The organism is Paraburkholderia diazotrophica, from assembly GCF_038900755.1.
GTDB classification, from domain to species: Bacteria; Pseudomonadota; Gammaproteobacteria; order Burkholderiales; family Burkholderiaceae; genus Paraburkholderia; species Paraburkholderia diazotrophica_A.
Genome location: NZ_JBBPEN010000006.1, coordinates 231,476 through 248,846 on the forward strand (window position 1 = coordinate 231,476; position 17,371 = coordinate 248,846).

The 17,371-nt window shown below is 60.8% G+C and carries 17 protein-coding genes; 11 read left to right on the forward strand and 6 right to left on the reverse strand.

Going from position 1 to position 17,371, the window contains the following annotated elements; genetic code table 11:
• Positions 1 to 38: 38 nt before the first annotated feature.
• Positions 39 to 1,025 (reverse strand): sugar ABC transporter substrate-binding protein, encoded by a 987-nt coding sequence (locus tag AABE10_RS20600; protein WP_342935270.1) that lies wholly within the window; start codon positions 1,023 to 1,025, stop codon positions 39 to 41.
• A 497-nt stretch (positions 1,026 to 1,522) separates the two neighbouring features.
• Between AABE10_RS20600 and AABE10_RS20605 the strand changes: the two genes are divergently transcribed.
• From AABE10_RS20605 to AABE10_RS20630, 6 genes are all read left to right on the forward strand, one after another.
• On the forward strand, positions 1,523 to 2,416 hold the full coding sequence (locus AABE10_RS20605) for a YihY/virulence factor BrkB family protein (RefSeq protein WP_342935271.1): 894 nt from the start codon (positions 1,523 to 1,525) through the stop codon (positions 2,414 to 2,416).
• A gap of 240 nt (positions 2,417 to 2,656) precedes the next feature.
• Positions 2,657 to 5,047 carry an ATP-binding protein gene (locus AABE10_RS20610; RefSeq protein ID WP_342935099.1) on the forward strand — a complete coding sequence of 797 codons (2,391 nt, stop codon included), beginning with the start codon at positions 2,657 to 2,659 and terminating at the stop codon, positions 5,045 to 5,047.
• 17 nt (positions 5,048 to 5,064) lie between these two features.
• Positions 5,065 to 5,799: a methyl-accepting chemotaxis protein gene (locus AABE10_RS20615; RefSeq protein ID WP_342935100.1), complete on the forward strand. Its 735-nt coding sequence runs from the start codon at positions 5,065 to 5,067 to the stop codon at positions 5,797 to 5,799.
• Complete coding sequence (locus AABE10_RS20620; protein ID WP_342935101.1) at positions 5,796 to 6,335, forward strand: hypothetical protein; 540 nt, start codon at positions 5,796 to 5,798, stop codon at positions 6,333 to 6,335. The genes AABE10_RS20615 and AABE10_RS20620 overlap by 4 nt, the downstream gene beginning before the upstream one ends.
• A 76-nt stretch (positions 6,336 to 6,411) precedes the next feature.
• Positions 6,412 to 6,777, forward strand: a complete 366-nt coding sequence (locus AABE10_RS20625; RefSeq protein WP_152755941.1) for a response regulator — start codon at positions 6,412 to 6,414, stop codon at positions 6,775 to 6,777.
• Between the two features lie 200 nt (positions 6,778 to 6,977).
• A complete protein-coding gene (locus AABE10_RS20630; protein ID WP_342935102.1) occupies positions 6,978 to 7,289 on the forward strand; it encodes a DUF4148 domain-containing protein in 312 nt (103 codons plus the stop codon).
• Here the strand turns inward: AABE10_RS20630 and AABE10_RS20635 are convergent.
• Positions 7,283 to 7,429, reverse strand: a complete 147-nt coding sequence (locus AABE10_RS20635) for a hypothetical protein (RefSeq protein WP_342935103.1) — start codon at positions 7,427 to 7,429, stop codon at positions 7,283 to 7,285. The two genes, AABE10_RS20630 and AABE10_RS20635, sit on opposite strands and share 7 nt — an antisense overlap.
• A 523-nt stretch (positions 7,430 to 7,952) precedes the next feature.
• Between AABE10_RS20635 and AABE10_RS20640 the strand changes: the two genes are divergently transcribed.
• A complete protein-coding gene (locus AABE10_RS20640) occupies positions 7,953 to 8,528 on the forward strand; it encodes an H-NS family nucleoid-associated regulatory protein (protein WP_342935104.1) in 576 nt (191 codons plus the stop codon).
• Between the two features lie 322 nt (positions 8,529 to 8,850).
• Here AABE10_RS20640 and AABE10_RS20645 read toward each other — a convergent pair whose 3' ends face one another.
• Positions 8,851 to 9,111 (reverse strand): DUF1488 domain-containing protein, encoded by a 261-nt coding sequence (locus tag AABE10_RS20645; RefSeq protein ID WP_087737022.1) that lies wholly within the window; start codon positions 9,109 to 9,111, stop codon positions 8,851 to 8,853.
• 235 nt (positions 9,112 to 9,346) lie between these two features.
• A complete protein-coding gene (locus tag AABE10_RS20650; RefSeq protein ID WP_342935105.1) occupies positions 9,347 to 10,222 on the reverse strand; it encodes a LysR substrate-binding domain-containing protein in 876 nt (291 codons plus the stop codon).
• Between the two features lie 122 nt (positions 10,223 to 10,344).
• Here AABE10_RS20650 and AABE10_RS20655 point away from each other — a divergent pair, with 122 nt between their 5' ends.
• From AABE10_RS20655 to AABE10_RS20665, 3 genes are all read left to right on the forward strand, one after another.
• Entirely contained in the window at positions 10,345 to 11,865 is a 1,521-nt protein-coding gene (locus AABE10_RS20655) for an MFS transporter (RefSeq protein WP_342935106.1), read from the forward strand.
• 69 nt (positions 11,866 to 11,934) lie between these two features.
• A complete protein-coding gene (locus AABE10_RS20660) occupies positions 11,935 to 13,356 on the forward strand; it encodes a PLP-dependent aminotransferase family protein (protein WP_342935107.1) in 1,422 nt (473 codons plus the stop codon).
• Between the two features lie 308 nt (positions 13,357 to 13,664).
• Positions 13,665 to 14,132 carry a PRC-barrel domain-containing protein gene (locus AABE10_RS20665; RefSeq protein WP_342935108.1) on the forward strand — a complete coding sequence of 156 codons (468 nt, stop codon included), beginning with the start codon at positions 13,665 to 13,667 and terminating at the stop codon, positions 14,130 to 14,132.
• A gap of 89 nt (positions 14,133 to 14,221) precedes the next feature.
• Here the strand turns inward: AABE10_RS20665 and AABE10_RS20670 are convergent, their stop codons facing one another.
• Positions 14,222 to 15,118, reverse strand: a complete 897-nt coding sequence (locus AABE10_RS20670; protein WP_428983360.1) for a fructose bisphosphate aldolase — start codon at positions 15,116 to 15,118, stop codon at positions 14,222 to 14,224.
• A gap of 299 nt (positions 15,119 to 15,417) precedes the next feature.
• Between AABE10_RS20670 and AABE10_RS20675 the strand changes: the two genes are divergently transcribed.
• On the forward strand, positions 15,418 to 15,999 hold the full coding sequence (locus AABE10_RS20675) for an SRPBCC family protein (protein WP_342935109.1): 582 nt from the start codon (positions 15,418 to 15,420) through the stop codon (positions 15,997 to 15,999).
• Between the two features lie 26 nt (positions 16,000 to 16,025).
• Here AABE10_RS20675 and AABE10_RS20680 read toward each other — a convergent pair whose 3' ends face one another.
• Complete coding sequence (locus AABE10_RS20680) at positions 16,026 to 16,913, reverse strand: DMT family transporter (RefSeq protein WP_342935110.1); 888 nt, start codon at positions 16,911 to 16,913, stop codon at positions 16,026 to 16,028.
• Positions 16,914 to 17,371: the final 458 nt, after the last annotated feature.

The following is a 17,371-nucleotide window of genomic DNA, read 5'->3' on the forward strand; positions in this document are numbered from 1 at the left end:
TCCGTTACTGCCCGGTGACGGCTATTCGAATCGCGCTGTTACTTGTTGCCCCAACAGTTCTCGAGGCCGAACTTCGTGTCCTTGCTGTCGACGCCGCTTTGCGCCTTGTCGGTGATGAGCGTCACGCCCGTGTCGTGATACCCGGACGCTTTCTTGCCCGACTTCGCGTACTCGACGCCTGCTTCGACGCCGAGCGCGGCCATCTTCAGCGGATACTGCTGCGACGTCGCGGCAAGCTCGCCGGCCTTCACGTTGCGCACGCCTTCGCAGCCGCCGTCGATCGACACGATCATCACGCTCTTTTCCTTGCCCGCATTCTTCAGCGCGCGATACGCGCCCGCCGCGGCCGGTTCGTTGATCGTGTAGACGACATTGATGTCGGGCGCCTTCTGCAGGCAGTTTTCCATCGCCGTCTGGCCTTTCGCCTGATCGCCGCGCGTGTCCTGGCTGCAGACGATCGACGGATCGCCTTCCTTGATGCCGAAGCCCTTCAGAAAACCGTTATGACGCAGCACGCCGACGGAGACGCCGGGCGCGAGATCGAGCGTCGCGATCTTCGCGGGCTTGCCGGCGAGGGCGGCCTTCGCGTATTCGCCGATCAGCACGCCTGCCTTGAAGTTGTCGGTGGCGAAGAGGGCGTCGGTGGCGTCCTGCGGATCGGTCGGCGTATCGAGCGCGATCACGAGCGCGCCCGCCGCGCGTGCCTTCTTGATGCTCGGCACGATCGCCTTCGTGTCGCTCGGCGTGATGAGGATCGCTTTCGCGCCCGCCGTCAGCATGTTCTCGATGGCCGTGACCTGCGCGGCGTTGTCGCCGTCGAACTTGCCGGCGGCCGTGATCAGCTTCGCGCCGTCCTTCTGCGCGGCGGCTTCCGCGCCTTGCTTCATCTTGACGAAGAACGGATTGGTGTCGGTCTTCGTGATCAGGCCGACGACGGGCTGATCGGCCGCGAGACTCGCGCTCGCGCACCACAGCGCCGACGCGGCGACGCACGCTGCGGCAATGCCCTTGACGACGGGCTGCATGTGGGACGCGCGGCGTAACGGCCTGCGGAAATTCGGGTTCATGGACGCTCCTCCGGATGTTTGACGACGACGTTGTGAACAGCTATCGGTTCGACGGCTTCGGCGGGCGCTGATCGCGCCTACTGTCTACGCGCCACCATGCGAACGATCGGCGGCGGCGCGGGCCTTACTAAATCAAGTTGTTTTAGTTAGTACAGCAGCGACCTTCGCAAAAATCAAGAAGCGAGTTTTGATGCGGCGCGACGCGCAGCGGGCGGGCGGCGACGCGCGAAGCCTTGCGGCACAAGGCTCGGCGCCGCGTGAGGCAGGGCCGCGAAGCGCCTGACGGATAGGGGTAAATCAGGAGTTTCGCGGTGTGCGAGTTAAGTTCATTTGTTCTTTTAGTGAGCAAATGCTCGCGAAAGCGCCATGTTTTGCCCTCGTCGGGACCGTCGCTTGCTGGCGTTCGGGCGAGGGCGCGGGCACGCGCGCGACAAGCGGAGGCGAACGTGAAGACGATGCGCAATCGCGCGCTGCATTACGTCGCGAAGCATCCTGCGCAATTCACGTTGCAGGTGTTCAAGGCGTTCCGCAAGAACCAGGGCCTGCTACTCGCGGGCGCGATTGCGTACTATGCGCTGCTGTCCATCGTGCCGTTGCTGATACTCGTCGCGATCGCGTTCAGTCATTTCGTCGGCCAGCAACTGCTGCTCGATACGCTCGCGCATCTGCTCGAATGGCTGGTGCCGGGGCAATCGAAAGCGATCGTGCAGGAGCTTGCCAATTTCCTCGCGCATCGCGCGGTGATCGGCTGGTTCCTCGTCGTCACGATGATCTTCTTCAGTTCGCTCGCATTCACCGTGCTCGAGAATGCGCTGTCGATCATCTTCGTGCATCGCGTCGCGATACGGCGCAGGCACTTTCTGCTGTCGGCGATTTTGCCGTATCTGTTCAGCCTGTCGCTCGGCGTCGGGGTGCTGCTCGTCACGTTCGTATCGAGCGGACTTCGCGCAGTTGCGGGCGACAGCATCGTATTGCTCGGTCACGCGATATCGCTGACGGGCGCGACGCGTGTCGTGCTTTATCTGCTGGGTCTTGCCGGCGAGATCTTCGTGCTCGCGGCCATCTATCTGGTGATACCCGCGGGACGCACGACGCCGTGGCACGCGTTCGTCGGCGCGGTGGCGGCTGCCGTGCTGTGGGAGATCACGCGTCGCGTGCTGGTGTGGTACTTCGCGACGCTATCGCAGGTGAGCGTCGTCTATGGCTCGCTGACGACGGCCATCGTCGTGCTGTTCAGCTTCGAAGCGCTCGCGACGTTGATGCTGTTCGGCGCGCAACTGATTGCCGAATACGAGCGGCTGAACGCGAGCGGTAAAGAGCGCTCTGCGCAGCCGTTCGTCACGGGTTGAGTTTCAGCAGCACGCAAAACGTTTGCGTCGGTGATCTGGTGTTCTGGTTAACGGCGATGAATACGAGAACTTTAGGCCGGTTTACGCACATGTTGTATTGCGCTTTTTAGCCGGCAAAACAATTCGTCTGGTCACAGCTTCGTCATGAGCCACCGACGATAATCGCGTCGCCCGTCAAATGGACAAATCAGAACGGGCAGCCCTGCGCAGCGCAGTGCAAGACCTCGGGGAATACAGCAAATGACCATCCGTCACCGCATCACTCTACTCGTGGTGTTGATGCTGGTTGCCTTGTCGGCAATCGGCGGATACGCCGTCTATCAGACACGCGGCAGCGCTACAGACGTCCGGCAAGTGACGCAAGGCGTCGTGCCGAGCGCGCTCGCTTCCGCCGACCTTGTTTCGCAGGTCAAGGACGTTCAGCTCGCGACGATGACGCTCGTCTATGCGCCCGATGCGAATATGGTCGAGCAGGCGCAAAAGGAACTGGCCACCAAAGAGAAATCGCTGCGCGAAGCACTCGACGTGCAGGCGAAAGCCGCAGCGAGCCACGCGCAGGAAGGGCTCGTCACGCAGGCGCGCGACAGTCTCGCGAACTACTTCGCGGCGATCAACGACACCGCAAAAATGAAGGCGGACGGGAAGAACGATCTCGCGCAAGCGTATCTGTTCGCCAACGTTGCGCAGTATCGCGACGAACTGGAAGGCATCGTCGAAACGCTGCGTATCGAGAAGAACCGCCAGAAGGATGACGCAATCGACGCGCTGAACGCGGGCCTCGCCACGACGACGACGGCGATCGCGGGCGCGGCGGGCGCGGCCATTCTCGTGCTGGTGCTGATCGGCTCGCTTCTGTACCGCCAGATTACGCGGCCGCTTTCGCGCATGCAGTCGATGATGAGCGAGATCGCATCGAGCCAGGATTTCACGCGGCGCGTACCCGTGGGCCGCATGGACGAGATCGGCCATTCGATCGTCGCGTTCAACGGCATGATCGAGAAGATCCAGCAAAGCTCTGCGCAACTGAAGCAGAAGACGGCCGATATTCAGGCGATGTTGCAGAACATGCAGCAGGGCATTCTGACCGTCGTCGAAGGCGCCGTGATTCACTCCGAGTACTCGGCGTATCTGGAAGCGATCTTCGAAACGAAGGATATTGCGGGCCGCCCGCTGATGGATCTCGTGTTCGGCGACAGCGAGCTCGGCGCCGATACGGTGTCGCAAGTCGAAGCGGCCGTCGAGGCCTGCATCGGCGAAGACAGCATCAACTTCGAGTTCAACCAGCATCTGCTCGTCAACGAACTGACGCGCAAGATGCCCGATGGCCGCGTAAAGACGCTCGATTTGAGCTGGTCAGCGATCACAGACGAAAGCGACACTGTGATGCGCCTGATGCTGTGCGTGCGCGATGTGACGGAGCTGCGCCAGCTTGCCGCCGAAGCGGGCGAGCAGAAGCGCCGCCTTGAAATGATCGGCGAAATTCTCGCAGTGAGCGAGGAGAAGTTCCATCATTTCGTCGAAAGCGCGACGGGCTTTATCAACGAGAACGAACGCATCATTCGCCAGCACGCGCAGGCGGACGGCTCGGCCGTCGCGGAGCTGTTCCGCAACATGCATACCATCAAGGGCAATGCGCGGACCTATAGCCTTCAGCATCTGACGAGCATCGTGCACGAAACGGAGCAACGTTACGACGCGCTGCGCCGTCCCGAGACCGCGCACGAATGGGACCAGGATCAACTGATCGACGAGCTCGCGCGCGTGAAGGAAGCGCTGCAACACTACGCGACGATCAACGAAGTGAGCCTTGGCCGCCGCAATGCGGGTCGCCGCACCAGCGTCGAGCGCTATCTGATGGTCGACAGCGAACACATTCGGGAGAGCCTGCGTCTGCTCGATGCAGCGAATCCCGCCGACGTGCGCGATCTGCTGACGGCGCGCGATGCGGTGCGCAGAACGTTGCGCCTGCTCGGCACGGAGAAGGTCGACGACGCACTCGCTGGCGTGCTGGAGTCGCTGCCTTCGCTTGCGACGGAACTCGGTAAGGCCGCGCCGACCGTGCGCATCGACGATAACGGCTATCGCATTCGCACGCAGGCAGGCGGCGCGCTCAAGAATGTCTTCATGCACCTGTTGCGCAATTCCGTCGATCACGGCATCGAAACGGCGGCGCAGCGCGTGGCGCTCGGCAAGCCCGAGGCCGGCGTGATCGACGTCGAAGTGGGTGTCGCGGAAGGGGCGTTGCAGATCACGTTGAGCGACGACGGACGAGGCCTCGCGATGTCGCGCATTCGCGGCATTGCCGCCGAGCGCGGCTGGCTTCAGCCCGATGCGCAGTTGAGCGACGAGGCCGTGGCGGAGTTCATTTTCCGGCCAGGTTTCTCGACGGCGCAAAACGTGACGGAAGTCTCAGGTCGCGGCGTCGGCATGGATGCCGTGCGCGATTTCATCCGGCGCGAAGGCGGCCGCATCGAACTGCGTTTCACCGACGAGCGCACGGGCGCCGACTTCCGCCAGTTCCAGACTATCGTCTATCTGCCGGAAAACTGCGCTGTCGATAGCGTCGGCACGTCGATGCACGATGCCGCCAAAACGGTGAATTCGATTCAGGCGAATGCACTTTCCGAATAGCACTACGGGGATTCGTTGTGGTTGAACAGTATGTGATCGCGGCGCTGGCCGGCGTCGTGGCGAGCGCGCTGGTCGGCGTGCTCGCGCATCGTTGGCTGATCAAAAAGTCCAGCGAGCAGCACCGGACGGCGCTCGAGTCGCTCGGGAATGAACTGGCGCAAGCGGAAGAGCGACACGCAGCCGAGATCCGGCAGCACGAGCAGCAGGCGCGCGAATTGCACGCGCTGGCCGACACGTTGCGCGAAGATCTTGTCCATCATTCGACGCAGGCCGAAGAGGCGCGCGCCGCTTTCAATGCGCTATTGAACCAGAAGGACGAATGGCTTCAGCACGCGACGCGTCTTTCCGGCGAGGCGGCGCGCTTGCGGCATCTGTCGGCGACGTTCGAGCGCTGGCATGAGCAGATGATTTCGCTGATGTCGCAGAACCACGACATGCACACGAAGAACAATGAGCTGTCGTCGATCGTGCGGCATGTGCTGATCGTATCGTTGAACGCTTCGATCGAAGCGGCGCGCGCGGGTGCGGCGGGACGCGGGTTTTCGATCGTCGCGAGCGAAGTGCGCGCGCTGGCTTCGCGCTCGCAGGAACTGTCGAAGAGCTATCACGACAGCCTGAACCGCAACGACCTCATCACGACGGCCACGTTTCAGGACATTCAGGCAGGCGGCAAGATGATCGCTGCGTCGCTGGCGAGCGTCGAAGCGCTCGCCGGCCAGATTCAATCCCGGTTAGAGCAGGCGACGTCGTGATCAGTCAGCAAGCGAAAGAAAGTATCGAACGGATTTTCTATCAGTCCGCGCGCACGCGTTTGCCCGCCCATGCCGGCGACGCATGCGAGATCACAGCCCTCGACGCACATCTGGCCGATAAGGCGCTCGCGAGCCATATCGTCGTTTTGACCATTTCATCGATTGCATTCCGCTTTCTGCTCGTGCTGCATTTCGACGACGACCAGATGACGCGCGACTACTACTTGCGCGACGCCGAAGACCGTTCGCTGGCGGAAGCATTGATGGAAGTCGGCAATCTGTGCTGTGGCGCGATCAATCAGCAACTGGTCGAGTATTTTCCTGATCTGGGCATGTCGACGCCCTATCAGCTGAATGGCGCGTGTGTGCCTTTTCTAACGGAACTGAAGCCGGCGTACCTCGCGGCTTTTCGCGTGACCATCGGCGCAAACGTACAAATCGGCGCGACGCTTTGTGTGTGCGCGAGCGCCCCCGTCGATTTCGTCGCCGATGTGTCCGAAGTCGAGGAAAGCGGCGGAGAACTCGAACTGTTCTGAACGGTTCCGGCTTTCGCGCACGACGCATATCTTCAATCAATCAATGCGCCGCTTCAAAGGCGCTACGGGGTGAGCAATGGGAAAGGTTCTGGTAGTGGACGATTCGAGCACGGTTCGCGATGAAGTGGCGGGCTTCCTCAGAAAGAACGGCCTCGATGTCGAGACGGCCGTGGACGGCAAGGACGGTCTCGCGAAGCTGAAATCGTCGCCGGGCATTCGTCTGATCGTCAGCGACGTGAACATGCCGAATATGGATGGCCTCACGATGGCCGAAAAGATTCGTAGCGAACTGGCCAACGCGAGCGTCAACATCATCATGCTGACGACGGAAAGCAGTCCCGCGATGAAGGAACGCGGCAAGGCGGCAGGCGTCAAGGGCTGGATCGTCAAGCCGTTCAAGGGCGACGCCGTGCTCGAGACGTTCAGGAAGCTGGCGGGCTGACGGGCCGCGCGCCGCGGATCGGGCTCGGAATGCCCGCTGCAAGCGGGCGCAGCGATGCATCGCGGATTGTCGCGATTCCCTGAATGATCTTTTCACGCGTCGCGGGTTTATCCGCGGGCGCCGCGCCTCTAGACTGCTGTTCAACGGTTGCAGAACGCAGGTTCGAAGCAACCCAAACGAACAGTCCCGGAGGTGTTGCCATGAAAACGTTTGCTAAAGCTTTTGTCATTGCGGCTCTCATTAGCGCTCCCCTCGCTGCATTTGCGCAGACCAGCCAGCCTGTGACGCGCGCGCAGGTTCGCGAAGAGCTGGTGCAGTTGCATAACGTCGGCTATAGCCCGCTCGACGACCGCAACAGCTATCCCGTCCACATCGAGGCCGCCGAAGCTCGTCTCGCCGCGCGGAATACAGCGTCCGCGCAGGAAAGCGGATACGGTGCGGCGGCGAATGGTTCGTCGCAAGCGGGCGGGCGTGACGTGCACACGAACGCCATCACGTTTGCACATCACTGATCGCGTGCGTTGCCTGCGATAACCGTGACAAGACAGATCGCTATGAATCGCTGATGCTGCGGCTGGCGTTTTGATTCGGAGTCAAGGCCGGAACCTGTGTAATGCAGGTTCTGGCGTTTTTCATTGTTGAGCTTGCTCATGAGCGGCTTATCCGATGCGTGACTCAACACGCCGGCTCGCACAGGCACCCACGGAATGAGGATTGCGAAAATCGATTCGCGACCGTCGATCGAAAAGAAAAAAGAAAAGCTCGGCAGCGTGTGAACGAGAGTGGCTCGCGTCAACTATGCTTTCAAAGCAATGCATCGCCATCGCGCGAAGCCGCCGACGCGAAAACTCAAAGTCGACACGCTTTGTAAAGACTCGTTGAAGCCATACCGTTCGTTCGCCGCGCGATGCTCAAAGACTAGACCTTTGACCGGTTTATCTCTCTTCTGCATGGAACGCTGCGTAGAACGGTTAGCTGACCGCCCGACGCCAATGCAAGCAATTTGACATTCTCGCTATTCCTTACGCAAATCGGATTTTTTCTTAATGCTCTCGTTGAATGCCGCGCCTGGTAGCGAAACGAAAGGCGTCTGACTTTTCATGTAATAGATGAACTCTAGCCATATATGACATGTCCATGGCATAGTGCCGGTATCTTCAATCAGGAGTTTCAATATGGCTACACTCGAAGCACTTCAAGCAAAGATACAAAAGCTTCAGCAGCAGGCCGATGCCATCGCTTCTCAAAAGTCGGCGGCGGCGCTCGAAAGCATTCGCTCATTGATGGCCAAGCACAATCTGACGACGGCCGATATCGATGCGCATCTCGGCCATAGAAAGCGCGGCCGTCCTTCGCTGAAGTCGGCAGGTGTGCAGACGAAAGGTGTAGCCAAATATCGCGATCCCAAAACGGGCGCGACGTGGACGGGGCACGGCCGCGCGCCGGCCTGGATTGCAGGTGCGAAGGATCGCAACAAGTACCTCGTTTCCGGCGCAGCGAGCCAGGTTGCGACGAGCGTGTCCGCCAAGAGCGCGAAGAGCAACGGTCAGCCTAAGGGACCGCAGCCGGCCAAATATCGTCACCCGGAGACGGGCGCGACCTGGAGTGGCCGCGGTCCGGCGCCCGCATGGCTGGCAGCGGAAAAAGACCGTAACAAGTTTCTGATTGGAGGTGCAAAGGCCACGGGAATGAACGGTGTTGCACGGAAAAAGACAGCGGCCAGGAAGGTTGCGAGCAAGTCACGCGCTTAAAAAATCCAAGTAAGGGCGGGGCGTTGCTGCCTCGTCCGAACGCCCCGCACGGCGGCGGACTGAAGGTACGTCGTCGTGCCGGATCTTTTCGCTGTTGCTGAAAATTTTCGTCAGTGCTATCGGCGCGAGCCAATGCGCAATGGGTTGTCGGGCCAAGCGAAAACCAGAAGTTCATCTCTTTCGACATTCCCCCTTCATTTCCACCAGAAAGTACTGCAAGCCGAACGCGATGATGAATTTGCGTGGATCGATTTTTGATCCCGTGGGCGTCGCGCGCGCCGGTGTTGCTCTTTCTGCCCGCGACGCCGCTTTCGAGCGGTATCTAATGGAAGTCGCGCGTCTCCAGTTCGACCGACTGTCCCCCATTTCGCTGTAGCACACGTCGAGCGGCAGCTTCAATTGCCTTCCTGTTACCCTCGAACGCCGCGATCAGATCGTGGGACGACGTGCCCGTATTGCCGAAGTGGTCGTTAAGGGCGTCGATTGATACGCTGCACCATACCTCCTTTCCTTCGACGTTCGCTTCGAATGCGACTCGCGATGCGGCTACGACGTGCCGGCGGCTGGTGAATTCGATGGTCATCTGATTTCTCCGTGAGTGCCAGGTGTGATACGCGAACGCTCGCCAGCGCGGTTTTCCGGGCGATTGTTGCTTTGCCCGGGGCCAGGTGGTCCGGTCTGAGGCGTTCGCTTCGGTGCTGTGCAGCAAGGAACGATCCAGTCCGCTTCGGCATGCGCTGCGGAACGGCAGGCGATGTCGAGCGTCGGTCTCGCTCTCCAATGATAGGTCGCGAGGCGCGTAAAAGCCCGGGAAAGTACTAAGCCGCCTTGCCCGTCATCTGCTCGATCAGCTTTTTCGTCGCGGGCGAATGCTCGAATTTGCGGAACACGGCGGCGACCTCCGACACAACCGGCTCGCCCGCGAGCGTCTTGAAGACGACGTTCGGCAAATTGACGACCCGAGTCAGCACATTGGGGACGATGGCCACGCCCGCGCCCACGGAGACCTGTGTCAACACGGCCAGCAGTGTGCCCGGCGCGCTCACGATGCGGGGATTGAAGCGGCCTCGCCGCGCGATTTCGCGCGTGCCGAGATCCTGTTCGGGCACGACAAAGATTTCGCCCGCCAGCGCGCGCGCCTTGATCGGCCCGGCTGCTGCCGCGAGCGGATGCTCGGCGGGCAGCGCCGCGCAGAACGCATCGCGCGCCAGCACGTGCGCGCGCAGCGAGGACGGCAGGTCGACGGGCATGCGCACGAACGCGACATCGACGCGTCCTTCCTCCAGCAACGCGGGCAGTTCACCCATTGGATGCTCGGTCGCCTGCACGAGGACGCCCGGCCGCGATTTGCGGAACGCGCGAATCTGTTTCTGGAGGACACCCGAAAACGCAGCCGAGCCGACATAGCCGATGTGGATTCGCCCCAGTTCGCCGCGTCCGGCGCGCTTTCCGGCATTCAGCGTGCGTTCGAACTGCGCGAGGGTTTCGCGCGCTTCCGCGAGAAACGCTTCTCCGGCGGGCGTCAGTGCGACCGTGCGTTTGGTGCGGCGAAACAGTTGCGCCTGCAGCGTGCGCTCCATTTCCTGGATCTGCACGGTCAGCGTGGGCGGCGCGATGCCGAGCGCTTCGGCGGCCTGTGCGAAATGCAGCCGCTCGGCGACGGCGATGAAATAACGCAGATGCCGGAGTTCCATGAGGCGGGTGTCGTTTATTAGCTTGCACCTAATTATATTGAACAGATGCGGGAATGAATGGAATAGAAATAACTGGTGAAATACGGGCTCATCGTCCGCCGTCTTTGCGCAAAAGCAAGCTCATGAGTTCAATTACCGCTAGCCGTTCGGCCTCTCGCGGCACGCCGCTGCTGCTCATTGCGTCGATGGGGTGCGCGATGACCGTGCTCGACACGAACGTCGTCGGCATCGTTCTGCCCACCATTGCGCGCGACCTCAATGCATCGTTTGCCGATATCGAATGGGTGATCAGCGCTTATGTGCTGTGCTTCGCCGCGCTGTTGCTGCCCGCCGGCTCGCTTGCCGACCGCTTCGGGCGCAAGCGCGTGTTCCTCGCGGGCATCGCGCTTTTCGCGCTCGCTTCGTTCGCATGCGGCATCGCGCCGAGCGCGGCGCTGCTGTATGTCGCGCGAGCCGCGCAGGGCGTGGGCGCGGCGTTCCTGCTTGCGCCCGCGCTCGCGATCATCGGCCATGCGTTCCACGACGAGCGCGAACGTGCACGCGCGTGGGCTGTCTGGGGCGGCATCATGGGGCTGACGATGGTTCTTTCGCCGCTGATCGGCGGTGTCGTCAGCGCGTATCTGGGCTGGCGCTGGGCATTCACGATCAATGTGCCGATCTGCGCGCTACTGGCGACGGGTGTCGTCAGGATCGTCGACGAGTCGCGCGACCCGACGCCGCGCTCGCTCGATCTGCCGGGTATTGCGCTCTTTGCGGCAGCGATGTTCTCGTTGACGTGGGCCCTGATTCTTGGCCCCGAACGCGGATGGTTCAGTACCGCTGCCGTATCGCGCGCGTGTGCCGGTGTCGCGCTGTTCGCTGCGTTCGCGCTGGTTGAAAGCAGGCGCGCGCATCCGATGCTCGATCTCACGCTGTTTCGTTCGCTGCCCTTCGTCGGCGCGATCGTGGCGATGTTCGCGTATGCGTCGTCAGCGCAAGTGATGGCCTCGCTGTTGCCGCTGTTTCTGCAAAATGCGCGAGGCGAGAGCGCGCTCGGCGCGGGAGCCGGCATGTTGCCTTTCGCGCTGGCGATGCTGTTGCTGCCGCAACTTGGGCGCAAACTCTCGACGTATATGGATTCACGGCGGATTCTGACGCTCGGCCTCGCAGTGGTTGCATGCGGCAATCTCGCGATGATGCTCGCCGCGCGCCGCGCGGACCATGCATGGCTAATCGTCGCGATGGCGCTGCTCGGCAGCGGCGGGGGACTGCTGAACGGCGAAACGCAGAAGGCGATCATGGGCACGGTCCCGCGAGAACGTGCGGGCATGGCGTCCGGCATCAGCACGACGTCGCGCTTCACGGGCATTCTTCTGGGCTTTTCCGGCCTCGGCGCAGTGCTGGCCGAGGGTGTGCGTTCGGCGCTGACCACGCAGATGTCCCACGTGCAGGTGCCTTCCGTGCCTGGCTTCGCGGAGCGTGTGATGGCGGGCGACTTCGCGCGCGCCTTCACGCTGTATCCGCCTGCACTGACGGACACGCTGCTTCGCATTGCGCGTTCGAGCTACGGCGAGGGCTTCTCGCAAGCATTTGGCGCGGCTGCGCTGGTTGCGGCCGTTTCGGCATTCGTGGTCTGTCTGTCGATGAGAAGCAGCAAACGTTGATTGCGCGGTGCGGTACCGATTAGTATAAAAAGCTCTCCATAAAGAGCGCTCTGCCGCGCGCACCATTCGATGACTCGCTACGAATCACTCGCCAACACAATGGCGGCGGAAATACGCTCGGGCGGCCTCGCCGTGGGCACGCGGATGCCTTCGTTGCGACAGGTCATCGCGCAGCACGGGGTCAGTCAGTCGACGGCGTTTCGCGCCTACTATCTATTGGAAGAGTGGGGGCTCATTCGCGCGCAGGAGCGCTCCGGCTATTACGTCGCGCGCGGCGCGGCTGTTGCCGAAAGTCGCGAAGCCACGGCGAAGCGCGTCCTTGCCGAGTCCGCGAAAGTCGATATCAGCGAACTCGTTTTTAGCGTGCTCGAAGCTGCGAGGCATCCGGGCGTCGTGCCGCTTGGTTCCGCGTTCCCTTCGCCCATGTTGTTTCCGTTGCAGCGTCTTGCGAAGTCACTCGCGCAAACGGCGCGCACGGTGAATCCGTGGAGTACTGTCGTCGATTTGCCGCCCGGCAACGAGGCATTGCGTCAACAGATTGCGCTGCGTTATCTGGGCATGGGGCTGTCGCAGCGGCTCGATGAAATCGTCGTCACCAATGGCGCGCTGGAAGCGTTGAATCTATGTCTGATGGCCGTGACCCGTCCCGGCGACGTCGTGGCCGTCGAGTCTCCGGGCTTTTACGCTGCGCTACAGGCGATTGAGCGACTGGATTTGCGCGCCGTCGAAGTTCCCGTCGATTCGCAAACCGGCCTCGATCTGGGTGCGCTCGAGCAGGCGCTCGACAGGCATCCCATTCGCGCCTGCTGGTTCATGACGAATTACCAGAACCCGACGGGCGCGACGATGCCGCTCGAAAAGAAGAAGGCGCTAGTCGAGCTGCTCGCGCGACACGAAGTTCCGTTGATCGAAGACGACGTGTATGGAGAACTGCATTTTCAGGCGGATTATCCTTTGCCCGCGATTGCATTCGATCGCAAGGGGCTTGTCATGCATTGCAGTTCTTTCTCGAAGACGCTTGCGCCTGGGTATCGAATTGGCTGGGCTGCCGCAGGAAAATTCGCGGAAAAAGTACAGCGCGCGAAGCTGATGACGACGCTTTCGGCGAGCATTCCCGTGCAGGCGGGTATCGCCGATTATCTTCAACATGGCGGATACGACCGGCATTTGCGTAAATTGCGTGCGGCATTGCGCGCACAACTCGATGCGATGAACGTGGCGTTGCGACGTTACATGCCAAAGGGCGTGAAATGGACGTGTCCGTCGGGCGGCTATTTCGTATGGCTCGAATTGCCTGAATCGATCGACGCGTTGACGCTGCACAGGCGCGCAATCGAGCAGGGCGTGAGCATCGCGCCGGGGCCCATTTTCTCGGCGGCGCGCAGCTTTCGACATTGCGTGCGCCTCAACTTCGGGCATCCGTGGAATGCGGATATCGACCGGGCCGTCAAGGTGCTCGGCGAACTCGTTGCGCAGGCAGTGAAAGAGTAGCGCGCGTTTCAATCAACAGACTCCGCGATGGATTCGCCTGGAGCCTCGCGCGCGTTCACTGGCGCGGAAGTTCAAGGCGTGATCACTGCTGAGTTGCCAATATCGCTGTTCTACTCAAAACCGTTCGATACCGTCTCCAGTAGACCCGGATCTCTCCCGCGACAACGGACAACAAAGAGTCGTTTTCGGAAAAGATGACTCAGACTCGCGCCTACCAGGTAAGGCTTGCTTGACAACTGTCTTCGCGAAGCGCTTCGGGTACAGCCATTGCGCGCCTACAGGACACTCACGTTCATAGGAGGTGAACTATGGGTTCAATCAATCCGCAAACGCGCAGAACAGGTGGAGCAGGGATTGTCGGCGGTGGTGTCGGCGAAGGCCCGAGGCCGGAAGTGATGGCCGCATCGACACTGGACGGCAACAAGGTGATCTCTTCGGACGGTGAACACGTGGGCAAGATTTCGGACATCATGCTCGACGTGCGCAGCGGACGAATCGCCTATGCAGTGCTTTCCGAAGGCGGCTTTCTCGGCATGGGTGCAAACCTGCACGCTATTCCGTGGAGCGCGCTCACACTCGATACCGCGGAGAAATGCTTCCACGTCGATATTAGCGCGCAGCGGCTAAAGGACGAACCGGGTTTCGACAAGGACCACTGGCCGACGATGGCCGACGCAAAATGGGGCGAGTCGCTGCACACGTATTACAACCGCGATCCGTACTGGCTCTCGCGCAACGAATACGTCGACCCCGACGTTCCGCCAACGGCGCATTGATACCGCGCATCAGCGCGTAGAGGCCAAGCCGCGCGAAATCGAAATGCAGCGGCACTGCATCCCGCGCGGCTTGCAGAGGGCTTTTCCGCTTAGACCTTGACGGAGGAAGCTTCGTAAATTTCATCGATGGCTTCGGCGAGTTTCGCATTGAACTCGTCGTCGCTCATCTGCTTCTTCAGGTCGTTGATCAATGCACGCGAGAAGCTCGCGATCATGCCGTGATTGTGCGCGAGCTTCTTGCACGCGTCCGTGCGCGTATAGCCGCCCGAAAGCGCGACGACTCGCGCAACACGCGGGTGATCGATCAGCGGCTTATAGAAGTCGGCGACATCGGGAATGGTCAGCTTGAGCATGACCTGCTTATCGGCCGACAGTGCATCGAGGCCCTTGCTGATTTCATCGCGCAGCGTCTTTTCCGCGCCCGCCTTGTCCGGCGCCTTGATCGACACTTCGGGCTCGAGAATCGGCATGAGTCCGCTCGCGTCGATCTGCGCGCCATATTCGAATTGCTGCTTGACGATGGCGGCAATCCCCGACGGAGAATTCTGCTCGATCACCGAGCGCATCTTGGTGCCGAAAATACCGAGCTTGCGCGCGCGGTCAAGCAACGCATCAAGCCCGGGGATCGGCTTCATCAGACGCACGCCGTCCTTTTCTGCTTCGAGCCCCTTATCGACTTTAAGAAACGGCACGACGCCGCGATCTTCCCAGAGAAACGACGGCACGGATTTGCCTTGAGCCTGCCCATCCATCGTGGCCTCGAAGAGAATGGCTGCGATGACTTTTTCGCCAGTGAAGGCGGGGGAGGTGATGATCCGCACACGCATTTCATGAATCAGCTTGAACATTTCGGCGTCGCCGTTGTAAGCATCGTCGGGAATGCCGTACTGCCGCAGCGCGCCCGGCGTCGAGCCGCCGCTCTGGTCGAGCGCGGCAATGAAGCCGTCCTTTTCAGAAATCTGCTTCAACATTTTGTCATTTGCCACGGACGTTCCCTCCTTGAACAACTGATTTGTGGACCATTCGTTTCCGCCTCGACAAGTGTACGGCATTGCAGCGCGCACTCCTATATCGTGCGAATTGAGGTTAATTGAACACATAAGCGAGGAATGTTCCAGGCACAATGTGTCAGGAAACGCATGATCCGGCAGTGTGATTGGCAACACTGGATGTGATCCCGCTCCGAATAGCAGGGTAAGATCGACAAGCCGGGCTCTGCCATTGGGTAGATGGCAACGAAAGTACTTCCTTCATTCGGGGGCGCGCGAACACGGCGCGAATAGCAATGAAAACGCTGCTGCGAGCGATCGCGACTGTCGCATGTATGGCGGCCGCGCTCGGTCTCCTGTTCGTTCCGTTGCCGCGCGTTTTTCATCTTTCGACGCGCATTGTCACTGTTGAACGCATCGCGCGGCCCAGTACGGCCGTTTTCGACTATGTAACGACGCCTGCGCACTGGCCGGCATGGCATCCGTCGTCGCTGTCGGTCACGGGCGCAACAGATCATTCGTTAGTCGTCGGCGAGCAGACGACGGAGGAGTTTCGCGTCGCGGGACGACGTGGGCGCGTCGTGTGGACGGTCGTCGCGCGCAACCGGCCGTACAAGTGGACGATCGAAGGCACGATCGAAGGCCGTCCCGCAGGCATGGTCAACTACACGATGACACCCGATACCAATGGTACGAACGGCACAAATGGAGCAAATGGAGCAAATGGCACGCGGTTCGAGCGCACGTTTATCTACCGTTCGCCGACGCTCTGGTTCGCGTTGCTGAATGCGGTGCTATTACGCGAGAAGATACAGGCGGAATCGGACGAAGCCGTTGAGCGACTCAAGAAGACGCTGGAGCAGCAAGCAGGCGAGTAGCGAGCGTTCAGGTCGGGCCGACGGACTCATTCTTCTTGCGGTGCCTTCCGTCGCAGTGCAAGCGCAACACCGCTCAATGTCAGCGCCATCGCTGCTGCTTCCTTCCAGCCGAGTGGCTCGCCGAGGGCGAGTGCCGCAGCGACGATCCCCATGATCGGAACCAGCAGCATGCCGATCGATGCGATCTGCGGCGGCAGATGCCGCAGCGTTGCGAACCACGCGAGGTAGCAGATGCCCATCGGCACAAGCGTCATATAGATCATCACGGCCCAGCCGTCGACGTGCAGCGACGCGTAAGCGGGGTGCTCGATCAGCAGGCCGGCGACAATCATCGGCGCGCAGCCGAGTCCCACTTGCCACGCGACGAGGCTGATCGGCGCGACGGGTATGGGCGTGCGCGCAATCACGGTCCCGAGCGCGAACAGGACAGCCGCGAGCAGCGCGAAGGCAATGCCAGCGATCTTGCCGGCATCGAACGCGACGCCGCGTCCTCCGAGTAGCACCACAACGCCGGCAAGTCCGAGCAGCAAGGCGAGAAACTCCATGGCAGATGGCTTGCGCGAGAGGATCGGCCACGCGAGCAGCATGGCCCAGATGGGCATCGTGTAGACGAGCAGCGCGCCCTCGCTGACGCTGAGCCACTTCATCGATAGCGTGGAGAAACCCATCCATGCGAAGACGTTCGTGCAAGCTGCGAGAATCAATCGCGGAATGTATCGACGCGGCACGCGCGGCGCCTCGCCCGCGCACACTGCGACGATGCCCAGCAGCACGGATGCCGTCACGCCCGCGACTCCGCGTGAAAACAGCGGCGGCCATTCGCGCAGCAGAACCTTCATTGCGGGCCAGTTGAGGGCCCATCCCGTTGCGGTGATGAGCAGATAGAAGAGTCCTGTCCAGCGGGGATGCTTCATCGAACGATTCGTATGAGTTCTTTTTTAGAGCCTCGATCATACGAGTTTCCGCGATGACGTGGATTTTTCTGTCGCGAGCAATGTGACATGTGGCGCAAACGATTGCGTTGTATCCTTGAGAAAGCTTTAACGCACGTTGTCGATTCATTTGCGCGCAATCTTTCGTCAGACAGAAATCTGCGCGACGCAAGCGATGCAACCGTAAATGAGATCTTCTGTCTGACAGCGGGGATCAGCCCCGACGCAATTGTTCAAAATGGGTACGTTCCAGACGTTTTCTCCGTTATGAAAATGCCCCGGAATGTACTCCGCCACCCCTGACTCGTGCCTGTTACTGGCGTTGGGTGCTATCAAACGTTTGCGACGAGTGTGTGTCAAGGGTTCTTCCGAACTGATCGATGCCTAACGGAGTGAGATAGTTTCAATGCGGGATGATCGGTGCATGGTTCGTGAAAGCA